The organism is Parapusillimonas sp. JC17, from assembly GCF_052180245.1.
GTDB lineage: Bacteria > Pseudomonadota > Gammaproteobacteria > Burkholderiales > Burkholderiaceae_B > Parapusillimonas.
The window spans coordinates 1,620,661-1,646,121 of the sequence record NZ_CP197474.1 but is presented as its reverse complement, the minus strand read 5'-3'; the positions used below and the strand labels follow the sequence as shown (position 1 = coordinate 1,646,121).

At 61.2% G+C, this 25,461-nt stretch carries 26 protein-coding genes; 8 read left to right on the top strand and 18 right to left on the bottom strand.

What is annotated here, in order from left to right:
• Positions 1-2: 2 nt before the first annotated feature.
• From ACSBPU_RS07915 to ACSBPU_RS07905, 3 genes are all read right to left on the bottom strand, one after another.
• A complete protein-coding gene (locus tag ACSBPU_RS07915; protein ID WP_442597038.1) occupies positions 3-332 on the bottom strand; it encodes a DHCW motif cupin fold protein in 330 nt (109 codons plus the stop codon).
• A 103-nt stretch (positions 333-435) separates the two neighbouring features.
• Complete coding sequence (locus ACSBPU_RS07910; protein ID WP_442597036.1) at positions 436-2,823, bottom strand: mechanosensitive ion channel domain-containing protein; 2,388 nt, start codon at positions 2,821-2,823, stop codon at positions 436-438.
• Between the two features lie 135 nt (positions 2,824-2,958).
• On the bottom strand, positions 2,959-3,801 hold the full coding sequence (locus tag ACSBPU_RS07905; RefSeq protein WP_442597034.1) for a methyltransferase domain-containing protein: 843 nt from the start codon (positions 3,799-3,801) through the stop codon (positions 2,959-2,961).
• Positions 3,802-3,997: 196 nt separating this feature from the next.
• Between ACSBPU_RS07905 and ACSBPU_RS07900 the strand changes: the two genes are divergently transcribed.
• The 3 genes from ACSBPU_RS07900 (at position 3,998) to ACSBPU_RS07890 (ending at position 6,667) form a co-directional block, all read left to right on the top strand.
• Positions 3,998-5,389, top strand: coding sequence for an APC family permease (locus tag ACSBPU_RS07900; RefSeq protein WP_442597032.1), 1,392 nt, complete (start codon positions 3,998-4,000; stop codon positions 5,387-5,389).
• A 32-nt stretch (positions 5,390-5,421) separates the two neighbouring features.
• Positions 5,422-5,988 (top strand): SAM-dependent methyltransferase, encoded by a 567-nt coding sequence (locus ACSBPU_RS07895; protein WP_442597030.1) that lies wholly within the window; start codon positions 5,422-5,424, stop codon positions 5,986-5,988.
• A 178-nt stretch (positions 5,989-6,166) separates the two neighbouring features.
• Positions 6,167-6,667 carry a YciE/YciF ferroxidase family protein gene (locus tag ACSBPU_RS07890; protein WP_442597028.1) on the top strand — a complete coding sequence of 167 codons (501 nt, stop codon included), beginning with the start codon at positions 6,167-6,169 and terminating at the stop codon, positions 6,665-6,667.
• 63 nt (positions 6,668-6,730) lie between these two features.
• On the opposite strand, the gene ACSBPU_RS07885 is transcribed toward ACSBPU_RS07890, so the two are convergent.
• Positions 6,731-7,270 (bottom strand): peroxiredoxin, encoded by a 540-nt coding sequence (locus ACSBPU_RS07885; protein WP_442598271.1) that lies wholly within the window; start codon positions 7,268-7,270, stop codon positions 6,731-6,733.
• A 262-nt stretch (positions 7,271-7,532) separates the two neighbouring features.
• Here ACSBPU_RS07885 and ACSBPU_RS07880 point away from each other — a divergent pair, with 262 nt between their 5' ends.
• Positions 7,533-8,372 carry a putative RNA methyltransferase gene (locus ACSBPU_RS07880; RefSeq protein WP_442597026.1) on the top strand — a complete coding sequence of 280 codons (840 nt, stop codon included), beginning with the start codon at positions 7,533-7,535 and terminating at the stop codon, positions 8,370-8,372.
• 124 nt (positions 8,373-8,496) lie between these two features.
• Here the strand turns inward: ACSBPU_RS07880 and ACSBPU_RS07875 are convergent, their stop codons facing one another.
• The gene (locus ACSBPU_RS07875) at positions 8,497-8,961 is read right to left on the bottom strand and encodes an HIT family protein (protein ID WP_442597024.1); all 465 of its coding nucleotides are present in this window, start codon (positions 8,959-8,961) and stop codon (positions 8,497-8,499) included.
• A gap of 150 nt (positions 8,962-9,111) precedes the next feature.
• On the opposite strand from ACSBPU_RS07875, the gene ACSBPU_RS07870 reads away from it, so the two are divergent.
• Both ACSBPU_RS07870 and ACSBPU_RS07865 read left to right on the top strand, forming a co-directional pair.
• Positions 9,112-10,383: a carboxylesterase/lipase family protein gene (locus tag ACSBPU_RS07870; RefSeq protein WP_442597022.1), complete on the top strand. Its 1,272-nt coding sequence runs from the start codon at positions 9,112-9,114 to the stop codon at positions 10,381-10,383.
• A 26-nt stretch (positions 10,384-10,409) separates the two neighbouring features.
• On the top strand, positions 10,410-11,372 hold the full coding sequence (locus tag ACSBPU_RS07865) for a Bug family tripartite tricarboxylate transporter substrate binding protein (RefSeq protein WP_442597020.1): 963 nt from the start codon (positions 10,410-10,412) through the stop codon (positions 11,370-11,372).
• A 24-nt stretch (positions 11,373-11,396) separates the two neighbouring features.
• Here ACSBPU_RS07865 and ACSBPU_RS07860 read toward each other — a convergent pair whose 3' ends face one another.
• Positions 11,397-11,894: a DUF2165 family protein gene (locus ACSBPU_RS07860; protein ID WP_442597018.1), complete on the bottom strand. Its 498-nt coding sequence runs from the start codon at positions 11,892-11,894 to the stop codon at positions 11,397-11,399.
• Between the two features lie 99 nt (positions 11,895-11,993).
• Between ACSBPU_RS07860 and ACSBPU_RS07855 the strand changes: the two genes are divergently transcribed.
• Entirely contained in the window at positions 11,994-13,886 is a 1,893-nt protein-coding gene (locus tag ACSBPU_RS07855; protein WP_442597016.1) for a sensor domain-containing diguanylate cyclase, read from the top strand.
• A gap of 36 nt (positions 13,887-13,922) precedes the next feature.
• Here the strand turns inward: ACSBPU_RS07855 and ACSBPU_RS07850 are convergent, their stop codons facing one another.
• The 9 genes from ACSBPU_RS07850 to ACSBPU_RS07810 all read right to left on the bottom strand — a co-directional run bounded on the left by ACSBPU_RS07850 (position 13,923) and on the right by ACSBPU_RS07810 (position 20,435).
• The gene (locus ACSBPU_RS07850; protein ID WP_442597013.1) at positions 13,923-14,495 is read right to left on the bottom strand and encodes a carboxymuconolactone decarboxylase family protein; all 573 of its coding nucleotides are present in this window, start codon (positions 14,493-14,495) and stop codon (positions 13,923-13,925) included.
• The gene (locus tag ACSBPU_RS07845; protein WP_180067443.1) at positions 14,492-14,980 is read right to left on the bottom strand and encodes a nuclear transport factor 2 family protein; all 489 of its coding nucleotides are present in this window, start codon (positions 14,978-14,980) and stop codon (positions 14,492-14,494) included. Before ACSBPU_RS07845 ends, ACSBPU_RS07850 begins: the two co-directional genes overlap by 4 nt.
• A gap of 56 nt (positions 14,981-15,036) precedes the next feature.
• On the bottom strand, positions 15,037-16,197 hold the full coding sequence (locus ACSBPU_RS07840; protein WP_442597011.1) for an NADH:flavin oxidoreductase/NADH oxidase: 1,161 nt from the start codon (positions 16,195-16,197) through the stop codon (positions 15,037-15,039).
• A 21-nt stretch (positions 16,198-16,218) separates the two neighbouring features.
• Complete coding sequence (locus ACSBPU_RS07835; protein WP_442597009.1) at positions 16,219-16,950, bottom strand: amidohydrolase family protein; 732 nt, start codon at positions 16,948-16,950, stop codon at positions 16,219-16,221.
• Positions 16,951-17,002: 52 nt separating this feature from the next.
• Positions 17,003-17,209, bottom strand: coding sequence for a hypothetical protein (locus tag ACSBPU_RS07830; RefSeq protein ID WP_442597007.1), 207 nt, complete (start codon positions 17,207-17,209; stop codon positions 17,003-17,005).
• A gap of 3 nt (positions 17,210-17,212) precedes the next feature.
• Positions 17,213-17,980 (bottom strand): tripartite tricarboxylate transporter substrate binding protein, encoded by a 768-nt coding sequence (locus tag ACSBPU_RS07825; RefSeq protein WP_442597005.1) that lies wholly within the window; start codon positions 17,978-17,980, stop codon positions 17,213-17,215.
• A 28-nt stretch (positions 17,981-18,008) separates the two neighbouring features.
• Complete coding sequence (locus ACSBPU_RS07820) at positions 18,009-18,971, bottom strand: Bug family tripartite tricarboxylate transporter substrate binding protein (protein ID WP_442597003.1); 963 nt, start codon at positions 18,969-18,971, stop codon at positions 18,009-18,011.
• A 23-nt stretch (positions 18,972-18,994) separates the two neighbouring features.
• Positions 18,995-19,345 (bottom strand): hypothetical protein, encoded by a 351-nt coding sequence (locus ACSBPU_RS07815; protein WP_442597001.1) that lies wholly within the window; start codon positions 19,343-19,345, stop codon positions 18,995-18,997.
• A gap of 118 nt (positions 19,346-19,463) precedes the next feature.
• A complete protein-coding gene (locus ACSBPU_RS07810; protein WP_442596999.1) occupies positions 19,464-20,435 on the bottom strand; it encodes a LysR family transcriptional regulator in 972 nt (323 codons plus the stop codon).
• Between the two features lie 210 nt (positions 20,436-20,645).
• Here ACSBPU_RS07810 and ACSBPU_RS07805 point away from each other — a divergent pair, with 210 nt between their 5' ends.
• Positions 20,646-22,112, top strand: a complete 1,467-nt coding sequence (locus ACSBPU_RS07805) for an IS1182 family transposase (RefSeq protein ID WP_442592329.1) — start codon at positions 20,646-20,648, stop codon at positions 22,110-22,112.
• Positions 22,113-22,136: 24 nt separating this feature from the next.
• Here the strand turns inward: ACSBPU_RS07805 and ACSBPU_RS07800 are convergent, their stop codons facing one another.
• The 3 genes from ACSBPU_RS07800 to ACSBPU_RS07790 are packed head-to-tail and all read right to left on the bottom strand — an operon-like array spanning position 22,137 to position 25,280.
• On the bottom strand, positions 22,137-23,183 hold the full coding sequence (locus ACSBPU_RS07800; RefSeq protein ID WP_442596997.1) for an NADPH:quinone reductase: 1,047 nt from the start codon (positions 23,181-23,183) through the stop codon (positions 22,137-22,139).
• Positions 23,184-23,238: 55 nt separating this feature from the next.
• A complete protein-coding gene (locus tag ACSBPU_RS07795; protein WP_442596995.1) occupies positions 23,239-24,018 on the bottom strand; it encodes an enoyl-CoA hydratase/isomerase family protein in 780 nt (259 codons plus the stop codon).
• Positions 24,019-24,059: 41 nt separating this feature from the next.
• Positions 24,060-25,280: a CaiB/BaiF CoA transferase family protein gene (locus tag ACSBPU_RS07790; RefSeq protein WP_442596993.1), complete on the bottom strand. Its 1,221-nt coding sequence runs from the start codon at positions 25,278-25,280 to the stop codon at positions 24,060-24,062.
• Positions 25,281-25,461: the final 181 nt, after the last annotated feature.

The window sequence follows — 25,461 nt, the reverse complement described above, 5'->3', positions numbered from 1 at the left end:
CCCTAATCCACAACGAACAGCGTTGCGCCGGTCTCGGTCGTCGAGCGGTGGGGCTCTGCTTCATCGGCTACTTGGTAGGACATGCCAGGCGTCAGGACATATCGTCTTCCATCCGACAGCTCCGTCTCAAGCGTCCCGGCCACGCAAAACAATATATGCCCCTTGGAACACCAATGGTCCGCTAGATAGCCGGGGCTGTATTCGACCAGCCGTACACGAATAGGCCCAAACTGGCGCGTGCGCCACAAAGCCATCCCCCGCTCGCCAGCGTGTTCGGTAGGCTCTACCGTGGCCCAATCGACCGTGGAAAAAGGCAAGTCAGTAATTTTCATTCTTCATCCCATGTTTTAACTACCGCCGAGGAGCATCTTATCCGCTCCGCAAGACGCTGTCTCCGGGGGGTCTGCCATTGACGCAGCCCCAAGCCCCACATGCCTATGATGCCGTCTGCGTGCTCTGTCGCAAGACCTCTATTGCTTTGGCATCCGTCGGCGCGGCATGCCCGTTTTCATCCCGGCCAAAATGCACCACGGTCTGCGGGTAAGGCAGTTCGATGCCTGCGGCGTCGAAGCGCCGTTTCACCAAACGATTGAATCCCCGCTGTATCATCCATTGGTTGCCCGGCGTGGTCTTTATCAGCACCCGCACGGTGAAACCGCGCTCGTTCAATGCGGTCACGCCCGGTATCTCTATCTCTGACAATACCTGGGCCGCCAGCGCCGGATCTTCCATCAAATCCTTGAATGCAAGCTCGAGTTCGGCAACGGCCTGGTCCACGTCTTCACGGTGCGCGATGTTGTATTCGGCATAATGGTAGCCAAAGTCGCGGGTGTGATTGCTGACCGTATCGATCGCCGAAAATGGAATCAGATGGTAGCCACCATCCAAGGTCCGGACCACGACCGAACGGACCGTGATTTTCTCCACCGTGCCGAAACGCCCCGCCACCTCGACGATATCGTTCTGATTCATGCCGTTTTCAAGCTGGATGAACACGCCGGTGATCACGTCTTGCACCAGCTTCTGCGCGCCAAAGCCGATGGCCAGGCCCACTACGCCGGCGCCGGCAATTAGCGGCCCGATATCGATGCCGATTTGCGACAGCACAATCAGCACCGTCATTGTGGCGATGGTGATGGCGGCGGCATTGCGAAACAGCATCAACAAAGTCTTTTCGCGCTCGCTGGCGCCGCGCCCGTCCCTTGCGCCGACCCGATGTTCGATCAAGCTGGCCAGCACGGTCCAGGAAAGGGCTGCGATGGCCAGCACGATACCAACCCGCAGCACCAGCGCTACGGCGGCACGGCCACGCTCAGAGTCGAGCCATGCCGCCAAATCGAAGGCGTGCCAGGCATCGAGAACCACCAGGATCACGACAATCACCAATGCCAGGTGCAGCCCACGCAAGGCGGGATTCTTGTAGCCATTGACGCGTTGCTCGAGCGATGGGAAATTACGACCCAAGCTAGGCGGCAGCACGATACGGCGCAGTTCCAGCCGCCGCAGGCCTGCCGCCAGCAGTGCGCCGGCCACGACGGCAATGAGTGTCTGTACCGTAGCCGACAGCATGAATGCCAGCGCCGCAGCCTGGTCGGCCTGGCTCGTTACCAGCAACACGGTGAAGTACGCCAACGCCACCCAATGCCAGATCCGGGCAAGTATCCTCAACAGGGACCCCATGATGGCGGTACCGGCCGCATCGGCTCGCTGCATCAGGCCGGTACGCACCGCCAGCCTTTGGCTCCAGACCACTCGCAACGCGGTAATGTAGACGCAAAGCATGATCACCAAGCCGATCAAACGTCCAACGGATGGTGCAAATACCACCTGCCCCACTGGCACCACCACAAGCAGGCAATAACCAGTCAGGGCAATCAAGAGCGAGATCCAGCGGTTCCAGAAACGGGCCGTGGCCGGTTGCAGGGGAAGCAGGCGCAATTCATCGTAACGCGTGGCGAACACCGCCCGGGATATCGACCTGACCGCTTCGATCAGCACGAAGGCCGTCAGAAACTGAAAGGCGAAGGCGCTACCGTATGCCGGCTGGCTCGATCCGACCACCGCCACGTAACCCGCCAAAGCGGCCAACAACGATGCGGCGAGATCCACGACCAGCGCGAGCAGTACACCCAGCAGCTTGCGGCTGAGCGTGATACGGCCTAGACGGTGACGGCCTTCGCGTCTCGGGGACGGCCGGACAGACGATTCGGCAGCCTGATCCTGGGCTTCGCCCGCCGGCTTTCGCCGTATCCATGCATTCAATCGCCCGAACAGAAGCCCGGCAATACCTCGCAAAATGGCATACGCCAGCAAGGTGGCTGCGATTGCCAGCCCCAGCGCACGCAATGCCGGCATCTGGTCATCGAGCTTGCCCTGAGTCACGCCTCCGCTGCTGCCCAGCCGGCCCACGGCATCCAGAGTGGCGGAGATGTCGCTGCCCAACTGCGCAGTCACCTCTTGCAGAACATTCCCCAGCCGCTGCGACAGCACCGCAATGCCCGAGACCGCCGACAGTTGGGCACCATCTTGGGCGCCACGTCTGTCGCCGCCTTGCACCGCCGCCAGCTCCCGTCCTTGCGCCAGCGCGCGCAACTCATCGATCAGCCTGTGCCGCGCTTCCGGGTCTTCCAGCGTATCGGCCAGCGCGCCGTAAGCCGCCTGCCCGGATTCGGCCGGAGCGCCGACGGTTTTTTCAACGCCGCCAACGGGCTGCGCATGCGGCGATGCGGCCAAAAACAGGAAATGGATCGCAAAGAAAACGATAGCCAGAATCTGGGACAATCGGCCCCGACGTAGGCGTGTGCGTGCCGGCAAGTAAATCACGGGCTCCCCTTTGTCGTTCGATGAAAATAAAAAGCACGTTCCTTGGAACGTGCTTTTAAAAGGGTAACACGGTAAAAATACGCGGCCCTGATACAAGGAAAAGGACAAAGGCCGAGCGCGTTCAGGACGGCACGTTCAGCGCCGCGCCTGCCACCCTTCCTCGCCACCCCATCCGGTCAACGGCACGATGGTGTCACCCTCGACGCGACCGGCATAATGATGCACGCCCGATTCGGCATACAGCTGGAAGTGGACTTCCTTGCCACGGATCCAGCCGTCCCGTATCTGATGGCGGGTATCGCCACGGGAAGCCACGCCTTCAAAGCGTTGATAGCGCTGGTCGAGCTCAAGCACCAAGTCATCGCCATGCGCTTGCTTGAGCGTCCACTTGCCGCCCAGCTTGGCGGGCACGACCCATAGATACAGATTGCGGCGCCCTTGGCGTTCGTGGAAATCGCTGGCCCAGTCACCCATGTCGAACTGGTGCGACACCACCCGTGTGCCGGCCGGCATGTCGAGCAGTGTCGGCCTGAGCTTCAAGTTCACATCGGGCAACAGGTACATTGTCACCACGGTGGCACGGGAAAAGTCGGTGGTGAACAGATCCTGGACGTCGAATTTCACGCGGTCGGAAACGCCCTGCCGCCTTGCATTGGCCCCTGCCTCGTCGACCAGCTTGGGATCGATCTCGACGCCAAAGGCGCCCTTGGCCTTGCGGTCGCGCACGGCTGCGATCGCGATGCGGCCGTCGCCGGAACCCAGGTCATAGACGAAATCGGATGGCTGCACGTCCGCCAACTCAAGCATGCGGGCTACGACGGCATCTGGTGTCTGGACGTAAGGGACATCGAGTTCAATATAGGCAAACGGCTGATTGGCCGGCTCCTTCGCGGCTTGATCCGCCCCGTGTGCGACCGAACCCGCAAGAAAAGCCGCCGCTGCAAAACCGGCCAACGCCCCACTCTTTAAACCCCACATACCTGCATGCTCCTGTGTCTACCTTAATACCGTACGCCATGCAAACAAAAAGTTGGCAGGCGTAATCAACAGAAATAACTTTTAAGATTCCATCGTCACGAGCCCGCAAAAGCCCATGTATTATTCTACGCGTTGAGCCAAGAACAGCGCAGCACGCTGGCAGTACCCCCCTACTCACGACTCCAGGAGACAGCACATGCCTCGTGATGATCATCGGGCCGTACATGCAACACCCGTCCCCACCAACCAGGGCGTCACCGAGGCAAGCTCACCCAAGCAGCTGCTTGGAACGATAGACGTCATTGCCATTATCACAGGCATCGTCATAGGCGCCGGCATATTCAGCGCACCTGCCCTGGTCGCCGCCAATTCTTCCAGCGTCACCCAGATGATGGCTGCGTGGGTGCTGGGCGGCCTGATCTCCCTGGGAGGCGCCCTGTGCTACGCGGAGCTTTCAACCACCCACCCCAGCGCCGGCGGCGAATACCATTTCCTGCGGCTGGCCTTTGGCCACAGAGTCAGTTTCCTGTTTGCCTGGGCCCGACTCACCATCATTCCGACCGGATCCATCGCCCTGCTGGGCTTCGTGTTCGGCGACTATGCCACCAAGCTCTATGAGCTCGGGCCGTACTCATCGGCCATCTATGCCGCTACCATGGTCTTGATGCTGACCGCGTTGAATGTGGTCGGCTTGAAGTCGGGCAAGACCACGCAAAATATCCTGACCATGCTCGAGGTGCTGGGCGTGGTGCTGATCATCGGCGTCGGATTCTGGTATGCGCCGCCAACATCCGGCCTGCCAGACTGGGGCGATGCCGGCAATGTTTCGAACTGGGGGCTGGTCCTGATCTTCGTCATGCTTACCTACGGTGGCTGGAACGAGGCCGCCTACGTCTCCGCTGAAGTCCTCGGGCCGGGCAAGAACCTGCCCCGGGCCCTGGCGATCAGCCTGGCCTTGATTACCACGCTGTACTTCCTGGTGAATTGGGCGTATCTCAGCGTGCTCGGATTGCCCGCGCTCAGCCAGTCGAACACGATTGCGGCAGACATGATGCAGATTGCGCTGGGTCCGGCCGGCGCCGGCATCGTCGCCACGCTGATCGCCGTGTCGGCACTGACATCCGCTAACGCGACCATACTTACCGGCGCCCGCACCGGTTTCGCATTTGGACGCAATTCCAGCTTGTTCTCTGCTTTGGGGCACTGGCATCCCGAGCGCAATGCCCCGGTCCGCGCGCTGTGGGTGCAAGCGGCCATCGTGCTCGGCCTGATCCTGGTCGGGGCACTGACCCGCAGTGGATTCGCCACCATGGTGGAATACACCGCCCCGGTCTTCTGGCTTTTCTTCGTGCTGACGGGCGTGGCGCTTTTCGTGCTGCGCCGCAAGTTCCCAGACCGGGTCCGGCCATATAGCGTCCCACTGTACCCGCTGTTGCCGCTCATCTTCTGCGCCACCAGCGCCTACCTTCTGTATGCCAGCGTCCGCCATACCGGCATCGGCGCCCTGGTCGGCCTGTCGGTGCTGGCCGTGGGCGCGCTGCTGCTACTGCTTACGCGCTCTTCATCCAATCCGGTAACGTCGTCGTAGCCTTGCGTCTTTCCTCTCTCCAAGGAGCCATCATGAAGCATACGCTAAGTGTCCTCGCCGTATCCCTGGGACTGGGCCTCACCGCCCTTCCTCCTCCCACACAAGCGCAAACGTCGCAAGGCGCCACCGCCCAGGCAACACGCGAACCGGATGTCATTTATGTTCCCACGCCGCAGGAAGTCGTCGATGCCATGCTCGACGTGGCCAAAGTCGGCCCCGGCGATGTGCTCTACGACCTGGGATCGGGCGACGGGCGCATACCCGTAACCGCGGCGAAGCGGCATGGCACGCGCGGCGTAGGCATAGACATCGACCCGACCCGCATCAAAGAGGCCCGTGCAAACGCCGAGCAGCAAGGCGTCAGCGACAAGGTCACTTTCATAGAAGGCGACCTGTTCGAACAGGATTTGTCGAAGGCGACCGTCATCAGCCTGTACCTCTTGCCCACGCTGAACATGCGGCTACGCCCCACGCTGCTCAAGCTCAAGCCCGGCACCCGCATCGTCTCCCATGCTTTCGACATGGGCGATTGGGAACCCGATCAGACTTTGATCGTGAACCAGAAGCGCATCTACTTTTGGACCGTGCCCAAGCCGTGACGGTTCGATTGCCGGGGGGCTGAGGGGTCAGACCCCGTACGGGGTCTGACCCCAACTCCATCACGTACGGGGTCTGACCCCAGCTCCGACGGAGACACCGTACAAGAGTCAAAGGCAGGCATTGCAGTTGCTAGCATCGCCCTACTGCACGGCATGTCGCCGTCATTTGGAGCCACCCATGCCAGTCAAGACTTTAGAAGACCTGTTCATCCATGAACTATCGGACATCTATAGCGCCGAAAAGCAGCTCACCAAGGCACTCCCTCGCTTGGCTCGCGCCGCGGAGAACCCGGATTTGCAAGCCGCGTTTACAACCCATCTGGAAGAAACCCAGGGCCAGGTCGAAAGAATCGACCAGATCGTCGAACAACGGAATCTTCGGCTAAAGCGCATCAAATGCGCAGCCATGGAAGGATTGGTCGAAGAAGGAAAGGAGGTGATTGAAGAGATCGAAAAAGGACCGGTGCGCGATGCCGCGCTTATTGGCGGGGCCCAAAAGGTCGAGCATTATGAAATCGCCAGCTATGGAACCTTATGTGAGCTGGGCAAGCAATTGGGATACACCGACGCGGTATCGCTGCTCAAGGAAACGCTGGCCGAAGAAAAGGCCACCGATGAAAAACTTACTTTGCTAGCAAAAAGCGGTGCAAACGCCAAGGCCGCCGGCGTTCAGAATTGAATGCGCCCCCGGTGGGGGTCAGACCCCATACGGGGTCTGACCCCTGCCAATGCCGGCTGAAACCTAGCGCCGCTCCGCGGCCCACTTTTTGACGGCCGCCAACGTGTTTTCAACGTGATTGTCCGGGTCGCGGCTGCTGAACTCGTAATAGATTTTGCCATCCGGGGTGATGACATAGGAAATGCGGTCGGCTCTGTCGGGCCGATACGCCATTCTTGCGTCGTAAGCCCCGATGACACTGGCGTCTGCATCTGCGGCTACGGCGAACTTGCTGCGGCAGGCACTTACGGAAAACTTCTTCAAGGTCTCGATGTCGTCGGCCGACACACCGAGCACCGTTGCGCCGTACTGCCGGTATTCGTCCACGGCTTCCGCAAAATTATGCGCTTCTATGGTGCAGCCGCTGGTAAAGGCCGCAGGGTAAAAGTACAAGACGACGGGTCCTTGCTTCAAGGCTTCGCGCATGGAAAAGTCGAATACTTCGCCGCCCAGGGCAGCCTGCAAGGAAAAGGCAGGCGCGGCGCTGCCCGTGGGCAGCGCTGCATGGGCGGCCGGCGACTGGATGGCAAAGGCCGCCAACCCCAGCGCCACGCCGCGCAACACCGGCACGAATCGAAAAGTGTTCATGAGGAACTCCGAAGAGGATGCGGTCGGCACAGCATGCCGAGGGGCGAATCGAACGCGCCGACAGTGAGGCTGCGCCGGCTCAAACCATGGTCCATGGTGAATTATCGGAGCAAGTCCCGGCTTATACAACCGCCAAGTTTCATTTGCGGACTCTCAGGATGGCGCCCGCTGCCGCATCCGCGGCCTGTCAAAACGCTATGATCTCTTTTTTGCAGCCATCCGGTAGATATTTTCTCCTATGATCATCCCGTTTCAGACCTTGGCCTGCCCGCTGGATGGTGCAGCGCTGCAGCGCCACGGAAACATATGGAAATGCGCGGCGGGCCATTGCTTCGACGTTGCCGGCCAGGGCTATGTCAATCTTCTGCCCGTGCAGAACAAGCGATCACGCGATCCCGGCGATAGCAAGGAAATGGTGGCGGCGCGGCGCCGGTTTCTGGACTCCGGCGCTTACGACCTGATCGCCCAAGCCGTGAGCCGGCATGCCTTGCTGGACCTGCCTTCCGACGCGAGTGTCAGTTGCCTGGATGCAGGCTGCGGAGAGGGCCATTACCTGCGGAATCTGGCCCTTGGCGCCGCAGCAGGTATGAAACTGAGCCTGGTGGGGCTGGATATCTCGAAGTGGGCGGTGCAGTCGGCCGCCAAGCGGGACAAGCAGACAACCTGGCTGGTAGGCAGCAACGCCAACCTTCCCATACAGTCTGGGACCGTGGACAGGCTGCTTTGCATGTTCGGTTTTCCGGTCTACCCCGAATTCGCCCGGGTGCTCAGGCCGGGCGGACAACTGCTGCAAGTCGATGCCGGATCATTACACCTGCGTGAATTACGCGAAATCATCTACCCCTCGATCAAACCCGAGCGCCCTGGCGGCAACACCGATCCCGCCGCGTTCGAACGCGTGGCCTCCGAAAGCCTGAGCTATACGCTGGCATTGACGGATACGGCGCAAATCGCTGATTTGCTTGCCATGACCCCGCACCTGTACCGCGCGAGCGCCGAAGGCCTGGCCAGGGCCAAAGCCCTGACGAAACTGGACGTGACGGTGGATGTGAGATTGACGAGGTATGTGAGGGTTTGAAGGGGTCAAGGGGTCAGACCCCGTACGGGGTCTGACCCCATGGAGACCGATGCGTTGTGCGAGGGGTCAGACCCCGGAAACCGATTGAAGGGGTCAGACCCCATGCGGGGTCTGACCCCCACACCTAGCCGAGCGCACGCCGCAGGTGCTCGGACTGCTCCTGCAGCTCTTCCGCGGTGGCGCGCGGGGCGGGAGCGAAACTGAGGTCTTTCTGCTCGATATAGGCAGGCGAAGTGATGTCGGTCCGGCCGACCAAAGGCACGAGGTGCGCATGCACATGCGCAATGTCCGTGCCGGTAAAGACAAAGCCGACGCGCTCCACATCGTGAATGCGCTTCATGGCCTTCGAGAACCGCTGCGCCAATTGCATCATGCCTGCGGCCAGCTCAGGCGGCAGGTCATCGAAATAGGCGTGGTGCCCGCGCGATACGATGAGCACATGACCGGGCCGTATCGGATTGATATCCAGGAAAGCCACGAAATCGTCGTCCTCATGGACGATGGTGGCGGGGATCTCCTTGTTTGCGATGGCGCAGAAGATACAAGGCCCATGGGAGGGCTCGGATACGATGGGCTCGGCGGATGTCATGGCGGCGGACTCCAGGGACGGTGGTTGGGGAGAGGGGTCAGACCCCATCCGGGGTCTGACCCCGGCTATCTCGTTCGGGGTCTGCCCCCCAAGAAACCGTTATGATGCACGGGTAATCGTGATTTCGCACGCCATCTTTCGTACAAGCGCATGACAAGCCATACCGTAAGCACCACGACACGCCAAGGAAAAGTCATAGGCCTGCACACCGGCCAAACGAACGTCTTCCGGGCGATTCCCTATGCCGCGCCGCCCGTCGGGCCTTTGCGTTTCGCCCCACCCTCTCCGCCCGCCGCCTATGCCGAACTCGACTGCACCAGGCCCGGGCCGCTCGCGCCGCAGCTGCCCTCCCGCCTCGAAGACGTCATGGGCCCGTTGAATCACCCCCAGTCCGAGGACTGCCTGCACCTGACGGTCTGGACGCCGGCGCTGGACAAGCGTAAGCGTCCCGTCGTGATCTGGCTGCACGGTGGTGCCTGGCAAAGCGGAGGCGGCGCCCCCGACTGGTACTCGGGCGAAAAGCTCGCGGCACTGGGCGATATCGTGGTGGTCGCGCCGAACTACCGGCTTGCCGCACTGGGATGGCTTTATGTTCCTGGTATGCCGGCCAACCTGGGCTTGCTGGATCAGGAAGCGGCCATTCAATGGGTCGCAGAAAACATCGAAAGCTTTGGCGGCGACCCGTCGGCCATCACGCTCATGGGCCAATCCGCCGGTGGATCATGTATTGCCGGACTGCTAAGCCGCAAGCCCTTGTTCAGCCGGGCAATCCTTCAAAGCGCCTCGCTGGGCCGCGGCTTCCGGCCGGCGCACGAAGCATCCCTGCTCGGACAAAAAGTCCTGGAAGCGGCCGGCGCTCAGAACCTGGAGCAAGCGCGCGCACTTCCCTATCACGAACTGCTGCAGGCTCAGCGCGCGCCAGCCGTCCTGGAGGCGCTAAAGAACGATGAAATCGGCCGGGCTCTGTTCTGCCCCGTCATAGATGGTGAGGTAATCGCGGACAGTATCGAAGAAATTCGCGAAGGCAACGCAGGAAAGGCCGACGTCCTGATCGGATATACGCGCAACGAAATGGCTGCCTTTCCGAATGTGCAGATCGACGACGCCAGCCAGGCAGCCGGCGATAAGGTGTTCGGCGCCCCGTCGCGCGACTGGGCACAAGCGGCATGCGCACAGGGGCGGTCGGCATGGGTCTACCGATTCGACCATGCGCCGACCCAGCGCTACGGGGCATGCCACTGCATCGAGCTTCCGTTCGTGTTCGGCACTCTGGACGCATTCGGCGCCGCCCCCATGCTCGTCGGCACCACGGCGGCCGACGCGGCACGCCTTACCGAACGCATTCAATCCAATTGGATAACATTCATACGGGACGGCTCAGTCGACTGGCCGCAATTCCCGCAAGTCGAAATCCTAGCCTGAGCCTATTGCACTTTCGGAGACTCATCTTGTTCAAGAACGCCTTACGCTGCCTGCTTCTTGCCGCCATGTCCTGCCTCGGCGCACCCGCCCTCGCGGCCTATCCTGAAAAACCGGTCACGATCATCGTGTCGAACCCGCCGGGCGGCCCGGTGGATGTCATGCTGCGCATCGTCGCGAACAGGCTCAGCTCGAAATGGGGCCAGCCGGTAATCGTCGAGAACAAGCCGGGCGCCTCGGGCATCATCAGCACGCGCAGCATCGTCGAAGCGCCGGCCGACGGCTATACGCTGGGCATGGTCGTCGCATCCGCCGTTACGATCATGCCGTTCACGGTGAAGTCGCTTCCTTTCGACCCCGTCAAGGACCTCACTCCAATTTCCCTCGTCGCCCGTACGCCATTCATATTCATCGTGTCCCGCGACAGCCCGTTCAAGACCTGGCAGGATTTCGTCGACGCGGCCAAGGCACGCGACGTCCCCATCGGCTCGTTCACCGTCGGCACGGCTTTCCACTTGGTATGGGAACAGACCTCGCGGCGCGCGGGCATCACGGCGCTGTATGTACCCTCTTCATCATCGGGAAAAACACAAAACGATTTGCTGGGCGGACAATTGGACATCGCTCTGGACGCTCCTTCCAGCGCCAAGGGCCTGATCGACGGCGGCCGGGTCCGGGCGCTGGCCATAACCAGTCCCGAGCGGTTTTCCGGCCTGCCCGACGTCCCTACACTGAATGAGTCAGGGCTCGAAGGCTATTCATCGCAACCCTGGATCAGCCTCATGGGGCCCGCCGGGCTGTCGCGCGAACGGGTGATGGAAATCCAGCAAGCCCTTTCCGACGTACTCAAGGAACCCGCCCTGCAAGAACAGCTGGCTACCCTGGGCATGATCCCCATTGGCAGCGGCCCGGAAGAGCTGGCCAAGACCATCGCCGACGACCGCGCCGCCATGGAGCCTTTGATCAAGGAACTGGATATCAAGCTGCAGTAGCCAGGGCGCGCAGCGCGCGCCGCATCACGCATCGATGCCGGCGTCGCTTCGCGTCACGAAGATCAGTACCAGGATGAGCGTGGTGGAAAAACGGAAAGCCGATTCCAGCCCATTCCATGTCGACGACATCCACATGCCGAACCACTCGCCACCCACCGCCATGAAGCCCACCTGCCACAACAGGAAACCAAGAGTGAGTCCGGCGATCGCGATGTTTTTTGATTTATTGAAGCACTCCGCCGGCGACCGCGCGCTGCGCAGCATGCGCCAGGCGCCAAGCCAGCAAATGGCGGCGGTCAGCGCCTCCAGCGCAATGATGAAAATATATGCGGCATGCTGTGCCGCAGGATCGACGATGGCACGATAGGTGATCGTGGAGCCGGGGAAAACGGTGTCCATGGCCAGCACGTGCTGAACGAAGGCGAGATTGCTGCCATAGTCCGTCATGTTGCCAAAAGCCACCAGCGAGACATAAAACGCCATCGCCGCGACCAGCGATGATTTGGCATATCGGATCAGCACGGCATGTCTCCGTAAAAAATAATCTTTCGTTACAATACCACGCGATACATGTCGTAGAACCCTTTTCACCTCCTTCCAGGCCCGCCGACAAAAATCCCCATGTCCGTCTTCACCTTGACATCCAGGCGTGCCAGGGCGCAACAATTCGCGCTCGGGACCATTCTGCTTACGCTGGCCGCCGTCGTCGTCGCACACTTGTGGACGGAATACCGGCGCATTCAGAAAAGCGAGGAAGAAAGACTGGCGACACAGTCCACCATCATCGCCCAGAATATCGAACTGCACCTGGCCAGCACCAACCAGGCCCTGGAAGCGATACTGGCCTATGCGCAGAACCAGGACGTCATGTCGCAGATTGCTTATCTCAAATCCATGGTAAGCGCCATGCCCGGCGTACGCAGCGCGGGCGTTCTTGACAACACGGGACGCCAGACCGCCTCCAATCGGCCCGAGAACATCGGATCGGGATTCAGCCACCGGGATTACTTCAGGACGGTCCAACAGGAGCCCGCCGCAAAGACCCTGTATGTGTCGGCTCCGTACGTCAGTGTATTGAACCTGTACTCCGTCAACCTGAGCCGCGCCATCATCAAGCCGGACGGCGGCTTCAAAGGCCTGGTCTATGCCACCCTGAATACCGAGTACTTCGATACGCTATTGAAGTCCGTCTTGTATGCGCCCGACATGTGGGCGGCCATCGTGCATTCCGACGGCGTCCATTTCCTGCGGCGTCCCGACCATGCTGGAAGCGATCACGAGCTCAGCGGCGACAACGCGGTCTTCATGCGGCATCTGCACAGCGGCAGGCTCAGATCCATCATATATGATCAATCGACGCCTCGGCACAACACGCAAGTCGTGGCGCTGCACACCGCACATGCCGCCCACCTGAACATGGACGAAGCCCTGATCATCGCCACCGGGCGCGACACCAGCATGGTCTTCAGTCCATGGAAACGCCTTGCCCTGTCGGAAGTCGCCCTGTTCATACTGGTATCAGTTGCCGCGGTCGTCGGCCTGATCGTGTATCAGGTACGCCAACGCCTTTTCGAAGAAAAAGAGGCCACGGCGCAGAAAGCGCTGCGCGCCAAAGACGAGGATTATCGCCTCATTGTGGAAGGCACGACCGACCTGGTGGTGAAGATGGACACGCAGGGCCACTATACCTATGTGAATCCCGCGTTCTGCGAACTGTACGGCGCCGCGCCGGCCGAACTGCTGGGCAGGCACTTCCTGAGCATCGGCGGCGAGGATGATCAGGACGCCGCCGGCATCCATCTGTCCGAAGTGCTCAACCCGCCCTACTTCGCCCGCTACCGGCAGCGCAGCAATACCGCAAAAGGCTTGCGCGACATCGAATGGCTGGCTCGCCCGTTGCGAGGCGATGGCGACGCTCCGCACGGAATCGTCAGCATAGGGCGCGACATCAGTCAGCACGTGGAAACCATGAGCAAGCTCGAACTGCTCGCCCATCGGGACGGCTTGACCAATCTGCCCAATCGCATGCATTTCATGGCGACGGGCGATGCGGAGGTCCTTGCCGCCCGCCGCCATGGGCATCCGCTGTCCGTCATGATGCTCGACCTGGATCACTTCAAATCGATCAACGATACCCATGGCCATCATGCGGGCGACCAGGTCTTGAGAACCTTGAGCGGGATTCTGCACGTGGGCAACCGGATACAGGATGTCGCAGGCAGGCTGGGCGGCGAGGAGTTCGCCGTTCTGCTGCCGCATGCGAGCCTTCACAATGCCTTGTCGATCGCCGAGCGTGTGCGCATCGCCATCTCGGAAACCGGCACGGTAACGGACAAGGCCGAAACCATCCGGTTCACGGCATCGATCGGCGTCGCCGAACTGCGCGACGGCATCGATGGCTTCGAGCGGCTGCTGCAACTGGCCGATGAAGGAATGTACGAGGCCAAGCGGGCTGGAAGGAACCGAGTCTGCAGCGTTCAATCGCTTGAGGGGTCAGACCCCTGCGGGGTCTGACCCCATGAACTGCACAGACTCGACTGCGGGAGGGGGTCAGACCCCATCCGGGGTCTGACCCCTGAATGCCCTGCCCTCTGGCGGAAGCAGCTCGGAAGCATTCAAAACCATGGCCAGCATCGAGTAGTAGCCGCAAAGTGCAAGAAGTTCCAGCACGCCTTTCTTGCCGGCCATTTTCTCGACCTCGCTGAATATCTCGTCCGGGACTCTTGCTTCCCGCAGCATCGCAGTACAGAAGCGGTAGACCCACAGATTGGATGGAGACAGATCCAACGGCATGATTCCTTGCCGGATTTCAGCGATGGAAGCCTCCGCCAACCCCGCTTCGCGCGCCAGGCGGGCATGGAAGTGCCACTCGTAGTCGCACCTGAAATGATGCGCCACGATCAATATGGACAACTCTATGGCATCGGGCGGCAGGGAGCTGCTGAAACGCAAGGTCTCACCCAGCTTTTCTATACGCTGTCCGAGTTCGGGGGCATGCATCAGCGGGAGAAAGGGACCGGTAATGGCACCCCGGGGCCCGGTCAACAGATCCTGGGCATATTGCCTTTGCGAGGACGACATTTCCGAAGACGGAATGATCGGAAAACGATGCCGGCCGTTCATGGGGCCACGCTTTCGGCTGCATCGCCGCTGCCGGCGTGCCGGGAAAATTGGACGGTCGGTTCAACTCTCGCGTCCATGGTCAGGATGCGACGTTGAAACTTCCATTCCTTGCCGACCGGCACGATCAAATCATCATAGACGCCGGCGCCCTGCTTGACGGGCAGCCAGCCTGGATCGCCGTTGTAGGCATGCAAATAGCACCAGCCACGAACGCTGCCGTCGGCCTGCTTGTCCAAGAACAAGCCGCTGTTCCAGTGGCGCCGGTATTTCCCGTTGCGCGATGCGGCTTCCTTGCGCTTGTATTCGAGTATGCTCTGGCGTCCGCGAAGAACGAGCCGGCGCGATACCTGGTCCAGAACGCCGTCATCGGCGAAGCACGAGGCAAAGCCATGAGCGTCTCCGGTATCGCTGCACAGGTTATAAAACGCATACAGATTGTGAATGGCGATCCATTCCTCTGCTGCCGGGGTGATGAAACTATTCATGCTCCTGCTTCCTTGCTTTTTGAAAAATCTGAAGAGCGGCTATTCCCTGGGGCCTGTCAGCCCTGCACGGCCCTGGTCGCCTCGCGTATCTGCTCCCGGCGCTCCAGCCACCAAGCGTATCCGCTCGGGATCAGGCGCAGAAATGACTCGCTGCCCAGCGCCTTGGCCGCGTGAACCGGCCAATAGGGGTTCCACAAGAGCTCCCGGGCGAGCGCCACCACATCGGCAGCGCCGCTTTCCAATATGTGTTCGGCGTGCTCGGCCTCGGTAATCAATCCGACGGCGATGGTGGGGATGCCGACTTCGTGCCGGATGCGCCGTGCATAGGCAACGTGATAGCCGGGAAGCCGCGGCACGACGCTGACGGCGGTGGGGCCCTTGATCCCGCCCGACGAAGGCGTTATGCAGTCGACGCCCCGCTGTTTCAAGGCGTCTGCAAGCACCAGGGTGTCTTCCATTTCCCAGCCGCTGCCCTCGCCGTCGGCCGCCGAAAGCCGGACGAAAACCGGCTTGTCCGCCGGCCAGGCTGCTCGTACGGCTTCGACGACCTCCAGGCAGAGCCTCATTCTTCCTTCGAGGCAGCCGCCATAGCCGTCACGGCGCTGGTTGATCAAAGGAGACAGAAACTGATGCAGAAGATAGCCGTGCGCGGCGTGAACTTCGACGATGTCATAGTCGGCATCGGCCGCCAACAATGCCGCATGGCGCCATGCCTCCACCAATCGGCCGATGTCCGTTTCATCCAGCGCGACCGGCGGTGGCCGCTTGGGGTGCAGGGAGATCGGACTGGACGACACCGTGGTCCAGCTCCTTTCCCCTTTCGTCGCATCTTCGGCGCTCAGCGGGTGAAAGGCGTCCCATGGCCCGCGGCTCGAAGCCTTGCCTCCGGCATGCCCCAGCTGAATGCCCGTGACCGCGCCCTGGGCATGGAGAAATGCGTTGATTCTGCGATAGGCGCCGGCATGCCCCGGCGTGTAGAGGCCGGCGCAATGATGCGTTTTCCGGCCGATTTCCTGGACCGACGTCTCCTCGCAGAAAACGATGCCGGCGCCGCCCAGGGCGAATTGCCCAAGATGCACCAGGTGAAAGTCTGTCGGCGCGCCATCCACCGATGAGTACTGGCACATCGGCGACACCATGACCCGATTGCGTGCGATAACGCCCTTGAATGTGATCGGGGTGAAGAGCAGGGGCTCCCCCAGCTCGCGCGTATCCATATGCTTTCTCCAGCTTATAGCTTATATATTGAGCAATCGCGCCAGATTCCCGCCCAGCACCAAAGACTCCGCTTCGTCGTCCAGCTTCGCCGCCTTGATCACCTCCAGCATGGACGCGGGATGCCCGGTCGGATAATCCGAACCGTAGATCACGCGGTCCGCCCCCACCTTGTCGACGGCCAATCGGATATAGCCGGGCATGCTGACCATGGCGGTCTCAAGATAGATATTGGGCGTGGAAAGGGCGACATCCAGCGCCCCTTCCACGTAGTACCGCCATCCCATGTGATCCATGATTACCGACACGGCAGGAAACCTGGCGGCCAGGGCGCCTATCTGCCACGGCAGGCAGTAATGGGCGCCCGAATGCACGGAAACGGGCAGGCCCAGCCGCTCCGCGCAAGCCATGACGCGGTTGGGAACACTGCCGTCCGCTTCATAGCCGTGCCGCAGCGGAACCAGCTTCAAGCCTTTCGCGTCCCACTCGCCGACCGCACGCTCCAGTTCAGCAACGCCGCCATCCTCGACGCAGGGATTGACCATCGCAAAGCCCAGCAGCCGCGAGCTGCCGCGGATGGCGGCACCCATCGACGCGTTGTCGGGGAACATCGCCACGGAGGGCATGACCAGCGCCATATCGAAACCATGCTCATCAAGCAAGGCCTCAAGTTCGCTCTTGCCGATTTTCCGGTCCAGCCAGGAATAGAGCTCGCCGCGGAACTCGCCCATATGAACTTCACAATCTATGCGCACGACCTCTCTCCATTGTCTTGCCTTACGATTTCCGTTCCCGAATAGCCGGCCATCAATTGATCAAGCCCTGCTTGAACAAGGGCTCCCACTTCTTGTATTCGTCCTTCATGATGGACGTAAGCCCAGTGGAGGTGGAGCCGATGGAGCGCGCGCCCTGGGACGCCAGAAAATCCTTCACTTCTTTCTTGCTGACGATATCGATCAGCAGCGTTTCAAGCTTCCGCTGGATGTCGGTCGGCATGCCCTTGGGACCCAGCACCGCTCACCACATCTCCGCGTCGTAACCGGGTATGCCGGACTCCGCGATCGTCGGCACGTCAGGCAGCGCCTCGCTCCGTTGCGCCGATGTGACGGCCAGCGCCTTCACCCTCTTGTCCTTGATGTATGGCAGGCTTTGCACCGTGCTTTGCATCAGCAGGGACACCTGTCCGCCCAGGAGATCATTCAAGGACGGCGCCCCGCCACGATACGGGATGTGGGTGAGCTCGATGCCGGCCTGCTCGTTCATCAGCGCCTGGAACAAATGGGGAGTCGACCCGCTGCCCGACGATGCGTAGTCGATGGTTCCCGGCTTGGCCTTCGCCATGTCGATGAGATCCTTCACGCTATTGGCGGGAAAATCCTTGTTGGCCGTCAGTACGTACGGTGTGGTGGCCAGCGCCGATATCGGCGTGAAATCGCCGATCACGTCGAAGGGCAGATCCTTGTAGGAAAACGCATTCATGATGTGCGTCGACACCACCATCATGAGCGTATAGCCGTCGGGCGCGGACTTGGCGACCGAGGTTGCGCCTATCACGCCGTTGGCCCCTGACCGGTTCTCGACGACGACCGACTCGCCAAGGGATTTGGTCATTTCACCCGCGATGAGGCGCGTGAAGGTGTCCGTCCCGCCGCCAGCCGGAAACCCCACGACGATCCTGATCGGCTTGCTTGGATATGCCTGGGCGCACGCCAGGGTGGCGCCCGCGGCAAGCGCCAAGCCCAGCGCGACCTTTCCTATATGTTTTTTCATTGCCTTGATTGCCATGACGTTCTCCATCCCTCTTTTATGGGTATCACTCTGCTTGAATTCCCGTGGCCCGGACCAGGTCCGAATACTTTGAAATTTCTTTCTTGACGAACTGCGCAAACTCTTGCGGGGAGTTGGCGGCTACGGCGCTACCGTCCGTGTCCAGCCGTTCGCGGATATCCGGCTGCGCCATGATGAGATTGACCTCGTGATTGATGCGCTCGATAACGGCCGCCGGCGTGCCCTTCGGCGCAAACAATCCAGCCCACAAGGTATAGCTGAAACCCGGCTGCACCTGCTCCGCGATCGTCGGTGTATCCGGAAAGGCGGCGAGACGCTCCAGCGTCGCAACGGCGACAGGCCTGAGCTTTCCGGATTCCACATGAGGCCGAAATGCGGACGTGCTGACGAAGAAAAGGTCGATATGATTGCCCAGCAGGTCGGTCATTACCTGTCCTGCGCTCTTGTAGGGCACGTTCAATAGGTCGATGCCGGCGGCCAGGGCGAGCGCCGCCGATGCCAGGCGTCCCGGCGTGGCATTGCCGGTCGAGGCATAGCTGATCTTGCCGGGCTGACTCTTTGCGTGCTTGAGCAAGCCCGCCAGATCGGAAAACCCCGCCGTCGCGGGCGCGGCAAGCAGCAATGGCGCATTGGCGACGAGCACGACCGGCTCCAGATCGCTTGTCGGGTCATATCCAGGTTGCCTGATTACGGAAGCATTCACGGCAATTTCCCCCGTTTGCCCCATCAGCAGCGTATAGCCATCGGGTGCCGCTTCCACGACGCGCTTGGTGCCGATCACTGCACTGGCGCCGGGCCGGTTTTCGACGATGACGGGCTGCTTCCATGCAGTCCCCAGACGCTCGCCCACCAGGCGCGCCATGACGTCTCCCTGACCGCCGGGGGGATAAGGCACAACGATGGTTATCGGCTTTGACGGATAAACGGATTCAGGGCTCGCTGCTGCGCCCCATGCTCCCCCGCTCAGGGCAAACAGAGGGAGGAGCATGGCAAGAGTTCTCCGGTACGCATTCATTTCGCATACTCCGCCACGATTCTTCCCTGCCGACGCTGTCTCGATTTGACGTGAGGCCTGATCATATCCTTCCATCGCCCCCGATCCGAGGCCGCCTTCCACTGAGGGCTATCCGGCAGATCCGGGCGGTCGAACTGGTACAGCGTGGAATAAACGAGCCAGCCCTCTGCACTGGTGCTGCGGTCGGTGAATCGCACGCAGCTGTGAACCCCCTCGACGGCGAGTATGTATGGCGCGTGCTCGGTGTCATAAATGTCGTTGAACAGCTCCTCCTGGTCCGAAGAGATCTCGAAGGTCAACATCAGAAAATACTTTGGTGGCGGACCGGACGTCCTTGAATCGTTCATGCTGCTTCTCCAGTGCAAGATGTCTTGCCGACATCTTAGAAAGCAGTGCCGATTCCCGATACTGAATTATTTCGTTCCCGCTATTCCATTTGGAGATAGCCGGCATCGAGCAGCACCGTCATGCGCCGGCGCGGATGATCTTCGCCGCTGTGCGCAGGCTGTCGATAAAGCGCAGCGTAGCGGGCGTCAACGGCCGGTCGGCATGCACCGAATAGCCGATCTTGCCGAACTCGATCGTCGTGGGCAGCGGTAATATATGAACCAGGCCCAGGCGGCGAAACTCGAAGGCCGCCGTGCTGGGCAGTGCCGCGATGGCATCGGAATTCAGCAGTATCCCCAGGTTCGACAACAGGGATAGGGACTCGGTCGCGTGCCGCGGAAATTCCAGCTTCGCATCCTCGAAAAGCTTTTCGACCAGCCTGCGCGTGGGAGAGGGAATGGATGGCAGTATCCATCGATACGAGGACATCTGCCGCAAGGATACTTTATCGAGCGGCGCCAGCGGATGATGCTTTCCCGTGACCAGGCACAGCACTTCATCCAGCAGGGCTTCATGCCGGACGGAGCCATCGCGCAGCCAGGGATAAGGCGACGCCGACGAGTATGAAACCCGCCCCACGACAGCCGAAACCTGCCCGGACAACAAGAGCGGGAATAGTTGCTCGACGGTGCCTTCCAGGACGCTGACGCTGATCTTCGGCGCGGATTTCTCGAGCAGGGATATGCTGAGAGGCAGGAACCGCAAGGTAGAGGATATCAAGGTACCCACCGCCACTTGCCCCGAATCGCCTTCCAGGAAGGAGTTCGTTTCGTTCGCAAGGTCCTGGAAATCCGCGAGGACGAGCTTCACCCGCCGGCGAAGAACCTGCGCATACTCAGTCGGCGTCATTCCATGGTTGGTGCGCAGGAACAACTGCATGCCGAGCGTCTGCTCCAGCGTCTGTATTGCTTTGGTGACGGCGGACTGGCTCAGGCTCAGCGCTTCGGACGCCTTGATCGTGGATCCATGCTCGGCGACCTGGTCGAATACTCTCAATGATCTCAAAGAGAGCTTTCGGAACAGGTCTTCCGGCGTCAGAGCGCGGCGCACGGGACAGAGACTTCCCTGGGGTCAGACCCCTGCGGGGTCTGACCCCGTAGCGAACGGGATGGGGTTTTCATGGGGTCAGACCCCGGATGGGGTCTGACCCCTCGAGGGATGGGCGGAGGGGTTCAAGGGGTCGGACCCCGTTCGGGGTCCGACCCCACAGAATGCTGACAAACCCTCGCGCAACGCGTCGAGCTTGTTCATAATGTGGGGATGCTAAGAGATCCCCCCGCTTATCAGCACGAACTTGAGATGGTGACGCTGGAATCTTTGGTTCCCGCCGATCACTTGGTGCGCAAGATCGACGCTGCCATAGATCTGAGCTTTATTCGCGCCAAGGTGGCGCACCTCTATTGCGCCGACAACGGCCGCCCGGCCATTGATCCGGTGCTGCTGTTCAAGTTGCTATTACTGGGCTACTTGTTTGGCATTCGAAGCGAGCGCCAGTTGGTCCGTGACGTTCAAGTCAATGTGGCTTACCGCTGGTTCCTCGGGCTGCGCTTGACCGATAAGGTGCCCGACGCCTCCACGATCAGCCAGAACCGGCGCCGCCGTTTTGCAGACAGCCAGATTTACCAAGAGATTTTTGATGAGATAGTGCTGCAGGCGATCAGGCGCGGCATGGTCCAGGGCAAGGTACTGTATACGGACAGCACGCATTTGAAGGCCAGTGCCAACAAGAACAAGGCCGAGCAGGGCCAGGTGGCTGTGCCCGCGCAGGCCTACCTGCAGGAGCTGGATGCGGCCGTAGATGCCGACCGCCTAGCGCACGGCAAGCCGGCCTTAAAGCGCACGGACAAGGACGATGAGCCCCCGCCCACGCGCCCGGCCAAGGTCAGCCGCACCGACCCGGACAGCGGCTACATGGCGCGCGAGGGTAAGCCCAAAGGGTTCTTTTATCTGGATCACCGCACGGTCGATGCCAAGCATGCCATCATCACCGACACACACGTCACGCCGGGCAACGTCAATGACAGCGTGCCGTACCTGGCGCGGCTGGATCGTCAGCGCGAGCGCTTTAATTTGAACCCTTATGCGGTCGGCCTGGATGCGGGCTACTTCACCGCCGCGGTGTGCAAGGGCCTTGAGGATCGCCTGATTGCCGGCGTCATGGGGTACCGTCGTTCCGCCCAGAGAGCGGGTTATTTTAAGAAACACGAATATCAATACGATGCGCAAACGGACACTTATGTCTGCCCGAACAATCAAACACTGACCTATAGCACGACTAACCGAGAGGGTTACCGCGAATACCGCTCCGATCGCACCCAGTGCGCCAGTTGCCCGGTTCGAGCCCGATGCACACAAAGCGCGACGGGGGTCAAAGTGGTGATGCGCCACCTCTGGGAGGAGGCCAAAGAGCGGGTCAAGGCCCGGCGGCTGACGCCAGCTGGTAAGCGCATCTATGCCAGGCGCCAGGAGACGGTCGAGCGCAGCTTTGCCGATGCCAAGCAACTGCATGGCCATCGCTACGCGCGCCTGCGTGGTCTACAGAAAGTGATGGAGCAGTGTCTGTTGGCCGCTGCGGCCCAGAATATGAAGAAGATCGCGCTGCTGCTGGCGCGGCTTTTAGCGCCTCTTGAGGCCTTGATAGGGCCAAGTCTGGCCTTGCTCGCGGCTCAAGCCGTCGTTATGTACGTGTGGCCCGCAAACTCTTCAAATCGGCTGAGATTGGCCTGAACCACGAGCCGATAAACCCCTTAACTAAAAAACAGGGGGTTTATCAGCGCTCTGAGGGGTCGGACCCCGTTCGGGGTCCGACCCCAGGGGCGGCAAGGTGACGACGACATTGCCGACGGTCTGTCCGGCCTCGACGGCCTGGTGGGCGCGCACGATGTCGGAAAGGTCGAACGATGCGCCGACGACGTGCTGCAGGCGGCCGTTCTGCAACAGCGCATCGATGCCCTCGATGGCTGCGGCGCGTTCTGCGGGGCGGAGCTCGTAGACCAGGAAGAAATGCAAGCTGATGGAGCGTGGCAGCCAGGCGCCGAAGTCGAAGGGAATGCCCTCGCGCACATTGGAGCCATAGGACACCACCACGCCGTGATGCGCGACTGCACCCGCCGAAACCAGCTTGACCGTGGATGAAAAATCCAGGTCGACCACGCCGTCGACGCCGCGATCATCCGTGTATGCCTTGATCTGCTCGGCCACTTTGCCATCCTTGTACAGAATGACGTCGGAAACCCCGATGCGCGCCAGCAAAGCGGCTTTCTCGGCGGACCCCACGGTGGCGAGCACCCGGGCGCCCTTGATCATGGCGAACTGTGCGGCATAGAAGCCGACGCCCGAAGCGGCGCCCGTAACCAGAATGGTCTTGCCATCGAGGTCGCCTAAAAGCTCGACGGCGTGGAAGGCCGTCATTGCCGGGATGCCGAGGCAGGCGGCTTCTTCGAACTCGATCCAGTCCGGCAGCGCGACGGCCTGCCCGGAAGGCAGCGCAATATATTCCGCGGCCGTCCCCATGGACCGCTGCCATTGTCCGTTCCAGATCCACACGCGTTCGCCGATGCGGTCCTGGGCAACGCCTTCGCCAACCTGGTCGATGACCCCGGCGCCGTCGCTGTGCGGCACGATGAATCCCGACTGAACGGGACGGCTGCCGGCCCGGGACTTGGCGTCCGACGGATTCACCCCGGACGCATGGAGCCTGACCCTTACCTCGCCGGGGCCCGGCGTGGGATCGGGCAGTTCCCCGACCTCCAGGACCTCTTGTGCTTTACCGTTCTTGGAATACCAGGCTGCGCGCATATGTCTCCTCCGCATGATTTGCCGTGCCTGGGATTTTAGCCGCATGCGGCGCGGATCAGGAACCTCGGAACACGGGCGCGCGCTTTTCCAGGAAAGCCATTCTCGCCTCCTTGGCATCATCCGTCTTGGCGATGGCGGCGGTCATGTCCTGCTCGTAGCGGTATCCGTCGCGCAGGCTCATGTCCTCGATGGCGTTCAGCGTCTGTTTGGCGAGCACGGTAGACAGCGGGCTCTTGGATGCGATCTCCTCAGCCAGTTCGAGCGCGCGGTCCAGCAGCTCTTCCACCGGCACGCTGGCCTCGACGACACCCAGTCGGTAGAGCTCGTCGCCATCGACCCGCAGGCCGGTCAGCATCATGCGGCGAAGACGTGAATGACTGAACAGCCTCATGCCGTGACGTCCGCCGCCCAGCAAGCCCACATTGATCTCGGGCAAGCCGACCACTGCGGTCTTGGCCGCGACCAGGACATCGCACGAAGCGACGATCGCCAGCCCCGCGCCGAGCGCTGCGCCATTGATTGCTCCAATGACGGGCTTGGAACATTCGCGGATGGCGTGAAAGCATTCACGCGTGCGGCGGGAATGCTGCGGCAAATCGCCCGGCCCCTTGATGGTTTCACTGCGGGACTTCAGATCGGCGCCGGCGCAAAAGACCTTGCCTTCGCCGGTGAGCACCACCGCGCGGATGTCGTCGGATTCCGAGATCCGGTCCAGGGCCAATGTAAGCTCGTTCATCAGAACGGTGCTCAAGGCGTTGACCGGTGGATTGGCGAGGCGCAGCACGGCCACGTGGCCGATTCGTTCTATCTTGAGTTCGGTGTAATCGTCATGCATGTTGTATTCCTTGGTATATGGGATGCGGTGGTTCAGGCCGCTCAGACCACCTTGCGCTGGCGCAGATCTTCGATCTCTTCGCTGGAGAATCCCAGATTGCCCAGGATTTCAGCCGTGTGCTGGCCCAGCAGCGGCGGCGGGGTGTCCGTCTTCAGGGGCGCGCGCGCGAAACGCAGCGGGCTCATCACCTGCGGCACGGTTCCCGCCAGAGGATGCGGCAGATGGCGCAGCATCTCGCGATGGACGACCTGCGGCTCGTTGAAGACCTCGGGTATGCTGTTGATGGGCCCTGCGGGAATGCCGGCCTCTTCGAGCTTGTCCAGCCAGTACTCGCGGTCCTGCGCCAAGAAGGCGGCATCGAGTATGGGATCCAGCACCGACTGGTTCACCACCCGCTTGCCGTTGGTCAGAAAGCGTTCGTCGCTCTTCAGTTCGGGATGCCCGAGGACATCGCACAGCGCCAGGAATTGCCCATCGTTGCCCACCACCAGCACGATCTGGCCGTTGCGGCAATCGAAGATCCGCTGTGGCTGGATGTTGGGATGGGCCGTGCCGGTACGCTTGGGCGTTTTGCCGGACAGCAGGTAATTCATGGCCTGGTTGGCCAGCAGGCCCACCTGCACGTCCAGCATGGCCAGGTCGATATGGTCGCCATGCCCGGTCTCGTTGCGCCCCACCAGAGCCGATACGATGGCCAGCGCGCCATAGACGCCTGTGACGAGGTCCACGATGGGCACGCCGACTTTCTGCGGCCCGCCGCCCGGCTTGTCATCACGCTCGCCGGTGACGCTCATCAGCCCGCCCATGGCCTGGATCAGGAAGTCGTAGGCGGGAAGCTTGCTGCGCGGCCCGGTCTGGCCGAAGCCGGTCACGGAACAATAGATGAGGCGCGGATTGATGGCCGACAGGTCTTTGTAACCCAGGCCCAGCCTATCCAGCGTGCCGACCTTGTAGTTCTCCAGGACCACATCGCATTCCGCCGCCAATTTCCTTACGATCTCCTGGCCTTCGGGCGTCTGGAGATCCAGGGTGATGGAGCGCTTGCCGCGATTGGCCGCGACGAAGTAGCCGCCCTCTTCCGTATTGCTGCCGTCGGCGCGCTTCAAGAAGGGAGGGCCCCATGCGCGGGTATCGTCGCCACGACCAGGACGTTCGACCTTGATGACATCGGCTCCCAGATCCGCCAGGATCTGGCTGCTCCAGGGGCCCGCCAAGACACGGCTCAGATCGAGCACCCGAATATGCGATAACAAAGGCAGCACTGCTTTTCTCCTGTTTTCAGCGCGGCCTGTGGCCGCTTTACGTATGAGCGCAGTCTAGGCCATGCCGGCCCGGTTCACCAGTCGGACGGGCGCAATCCAGATATATCCATATCGTCATGTCCGTGTCGAATAACAGAATGCGCAACTCTGGTTTATGCATTCGCCCCCTGACCGTTACAAG

What these genes read in the sequence shown, in the direction of transcription:
- ACSBPU_RS07915 (WP_442597038.1), bottom strand. Translation starts at nt 332, where the DNA reads ATGAAAATTACTGACTTGCCTTTTTCCACGGTCGATTGGGCCACGGTA.
- ACSBPU_RS07905 (WP_442597034.1), bottom strand. Translation starts at nt 3,801, where the DNA reads ATGTGGGGTTTAAAGAGTGGGGCGTTGGCCGGTTTTGCAGCGGCGGCT.
- ACSBPU_RS07900 (WP_442597032.1), top strand. Translation starts at nt 3,998, where the DNA reads ATGCCTCGTGATGATCATCGGGCCGTACATGCAACACCCGTCCCCACC.
- ACSBPU_RS07895 (WP_442597030.1), top strand. Translation starts at nt 5,422, where the DNA reads ATGAAGCATACGCTAAGTGTCCTCGCCGTATCCCTGGGACTGGGCCTC.
- ACSBPU_RS07890 (WP_442597028.1), top strand. Translation starts at nt 6,167, where the DNA reads ATGCCAGTCAAGACTTTAGAAGACCTGTTCATCCATGAACTATCGGAC.
- ACSBPU_RS07880 (WP_442597026.1), top strand. Translation starts at nt 7,533, where the DNA reads ATGATCATCCCGTTTCAGACCTTGGCCTGCCCGCTGGATGGTGCAGCG.
- ACSBPU_RS07875 (WP_442597024.1), bottom strand. Translation starts at nt 8,961, where the DNA reads ATGACATCCGCCGAGCCCATCGTATCCGAGCCCTCCCATGGGCCTTGT.
- ACSBPU_RS07870 (WP_442597022.1), top strand. Translation starts at nt 9,112, where the DNA reads ATGACAAGCCATACCGTAAGCACCACGACACGCCAAGGAAAAGTCATA.
- ACSBPU_RS07855 (WP_442597016.1), top strand. Translation starts at nt 11,994, where the DNA reads ATGTCCGTCTTCACCTTGACATCCAGGCGTGCCAGGGCGCAACAATTC.
- ACSBPU_RS07850 (WP_442597013.1), bottom strand. Translation starts at nt 14,495, where the DNA reads ATGAACGGCCGGCATCGTTTTCCGATCATTCCGTCTTCGGAAATGTCG.
- ACSBPU_RS07845 (WP_180067443.1), bottom strand. Translation starts at nt 14,980, where the DNA reads ATGAATAGTTTCATCACCCCGGCAGCAGAGGAATGGATCGCCATTCAC.
- ACSBPU_RS07840 (WP_442597011.1), bottom strand. Translation starts at nt 16,197, where the DNA reads ATGGATACGCGCGAGCTGGGGGAGCCCCTGCTCTTCACCCCGATCACA.
- ACSBPU_RS07825 (WP_442597005.1), bottom strand. Translation starts at nt 17,980, where the DNA reads ATGGCAATCAAGGCAATGAAAAAACATATAGGAAAGGTCGCGCTGGGC.
- ACSBPU_RS07820 (WP_442597003.1), bottom strand. Translation starts at nt 18,971, where the DNA reads ATGCTCCTCCCTCTGTTTGCCCTGAGCGGGGGAGCATGGGGCGCAGCA.
- ACSBPU_RS07815 (WP_442597001.1), bottom strand. Translation starts at nt 19,345, where the DNA reads ATGAACGATTCAAGGACGTCCGGTCCGCCACCAAAGTATTTTCTGATG.
- ACSBPU_RS07805 (WP_442592329.1), top strand. Translation starts at nt 20,646, where the DNA reads ATGCTAAGAGATCCCCCCGCTTATCAGCACGAACTTGAGATGGTGACG.
- ACSBPU_RS07800 (WP_442596997.1), bottom strand. Translation starts at nt 23,183, where the DNA reads ATGCGCGCAGCCTGGTATTCCAAGAACGGTAAAGCACAAGAGGTCCTG.
- ACSBPU_RS07795 (WP_442596995.1), bottom strand. Translation starts at nt 24,018, where the DNA reads ATGCATGACGATTACACCGAACTCAAGATAGAACGAATCGGCCACGTG.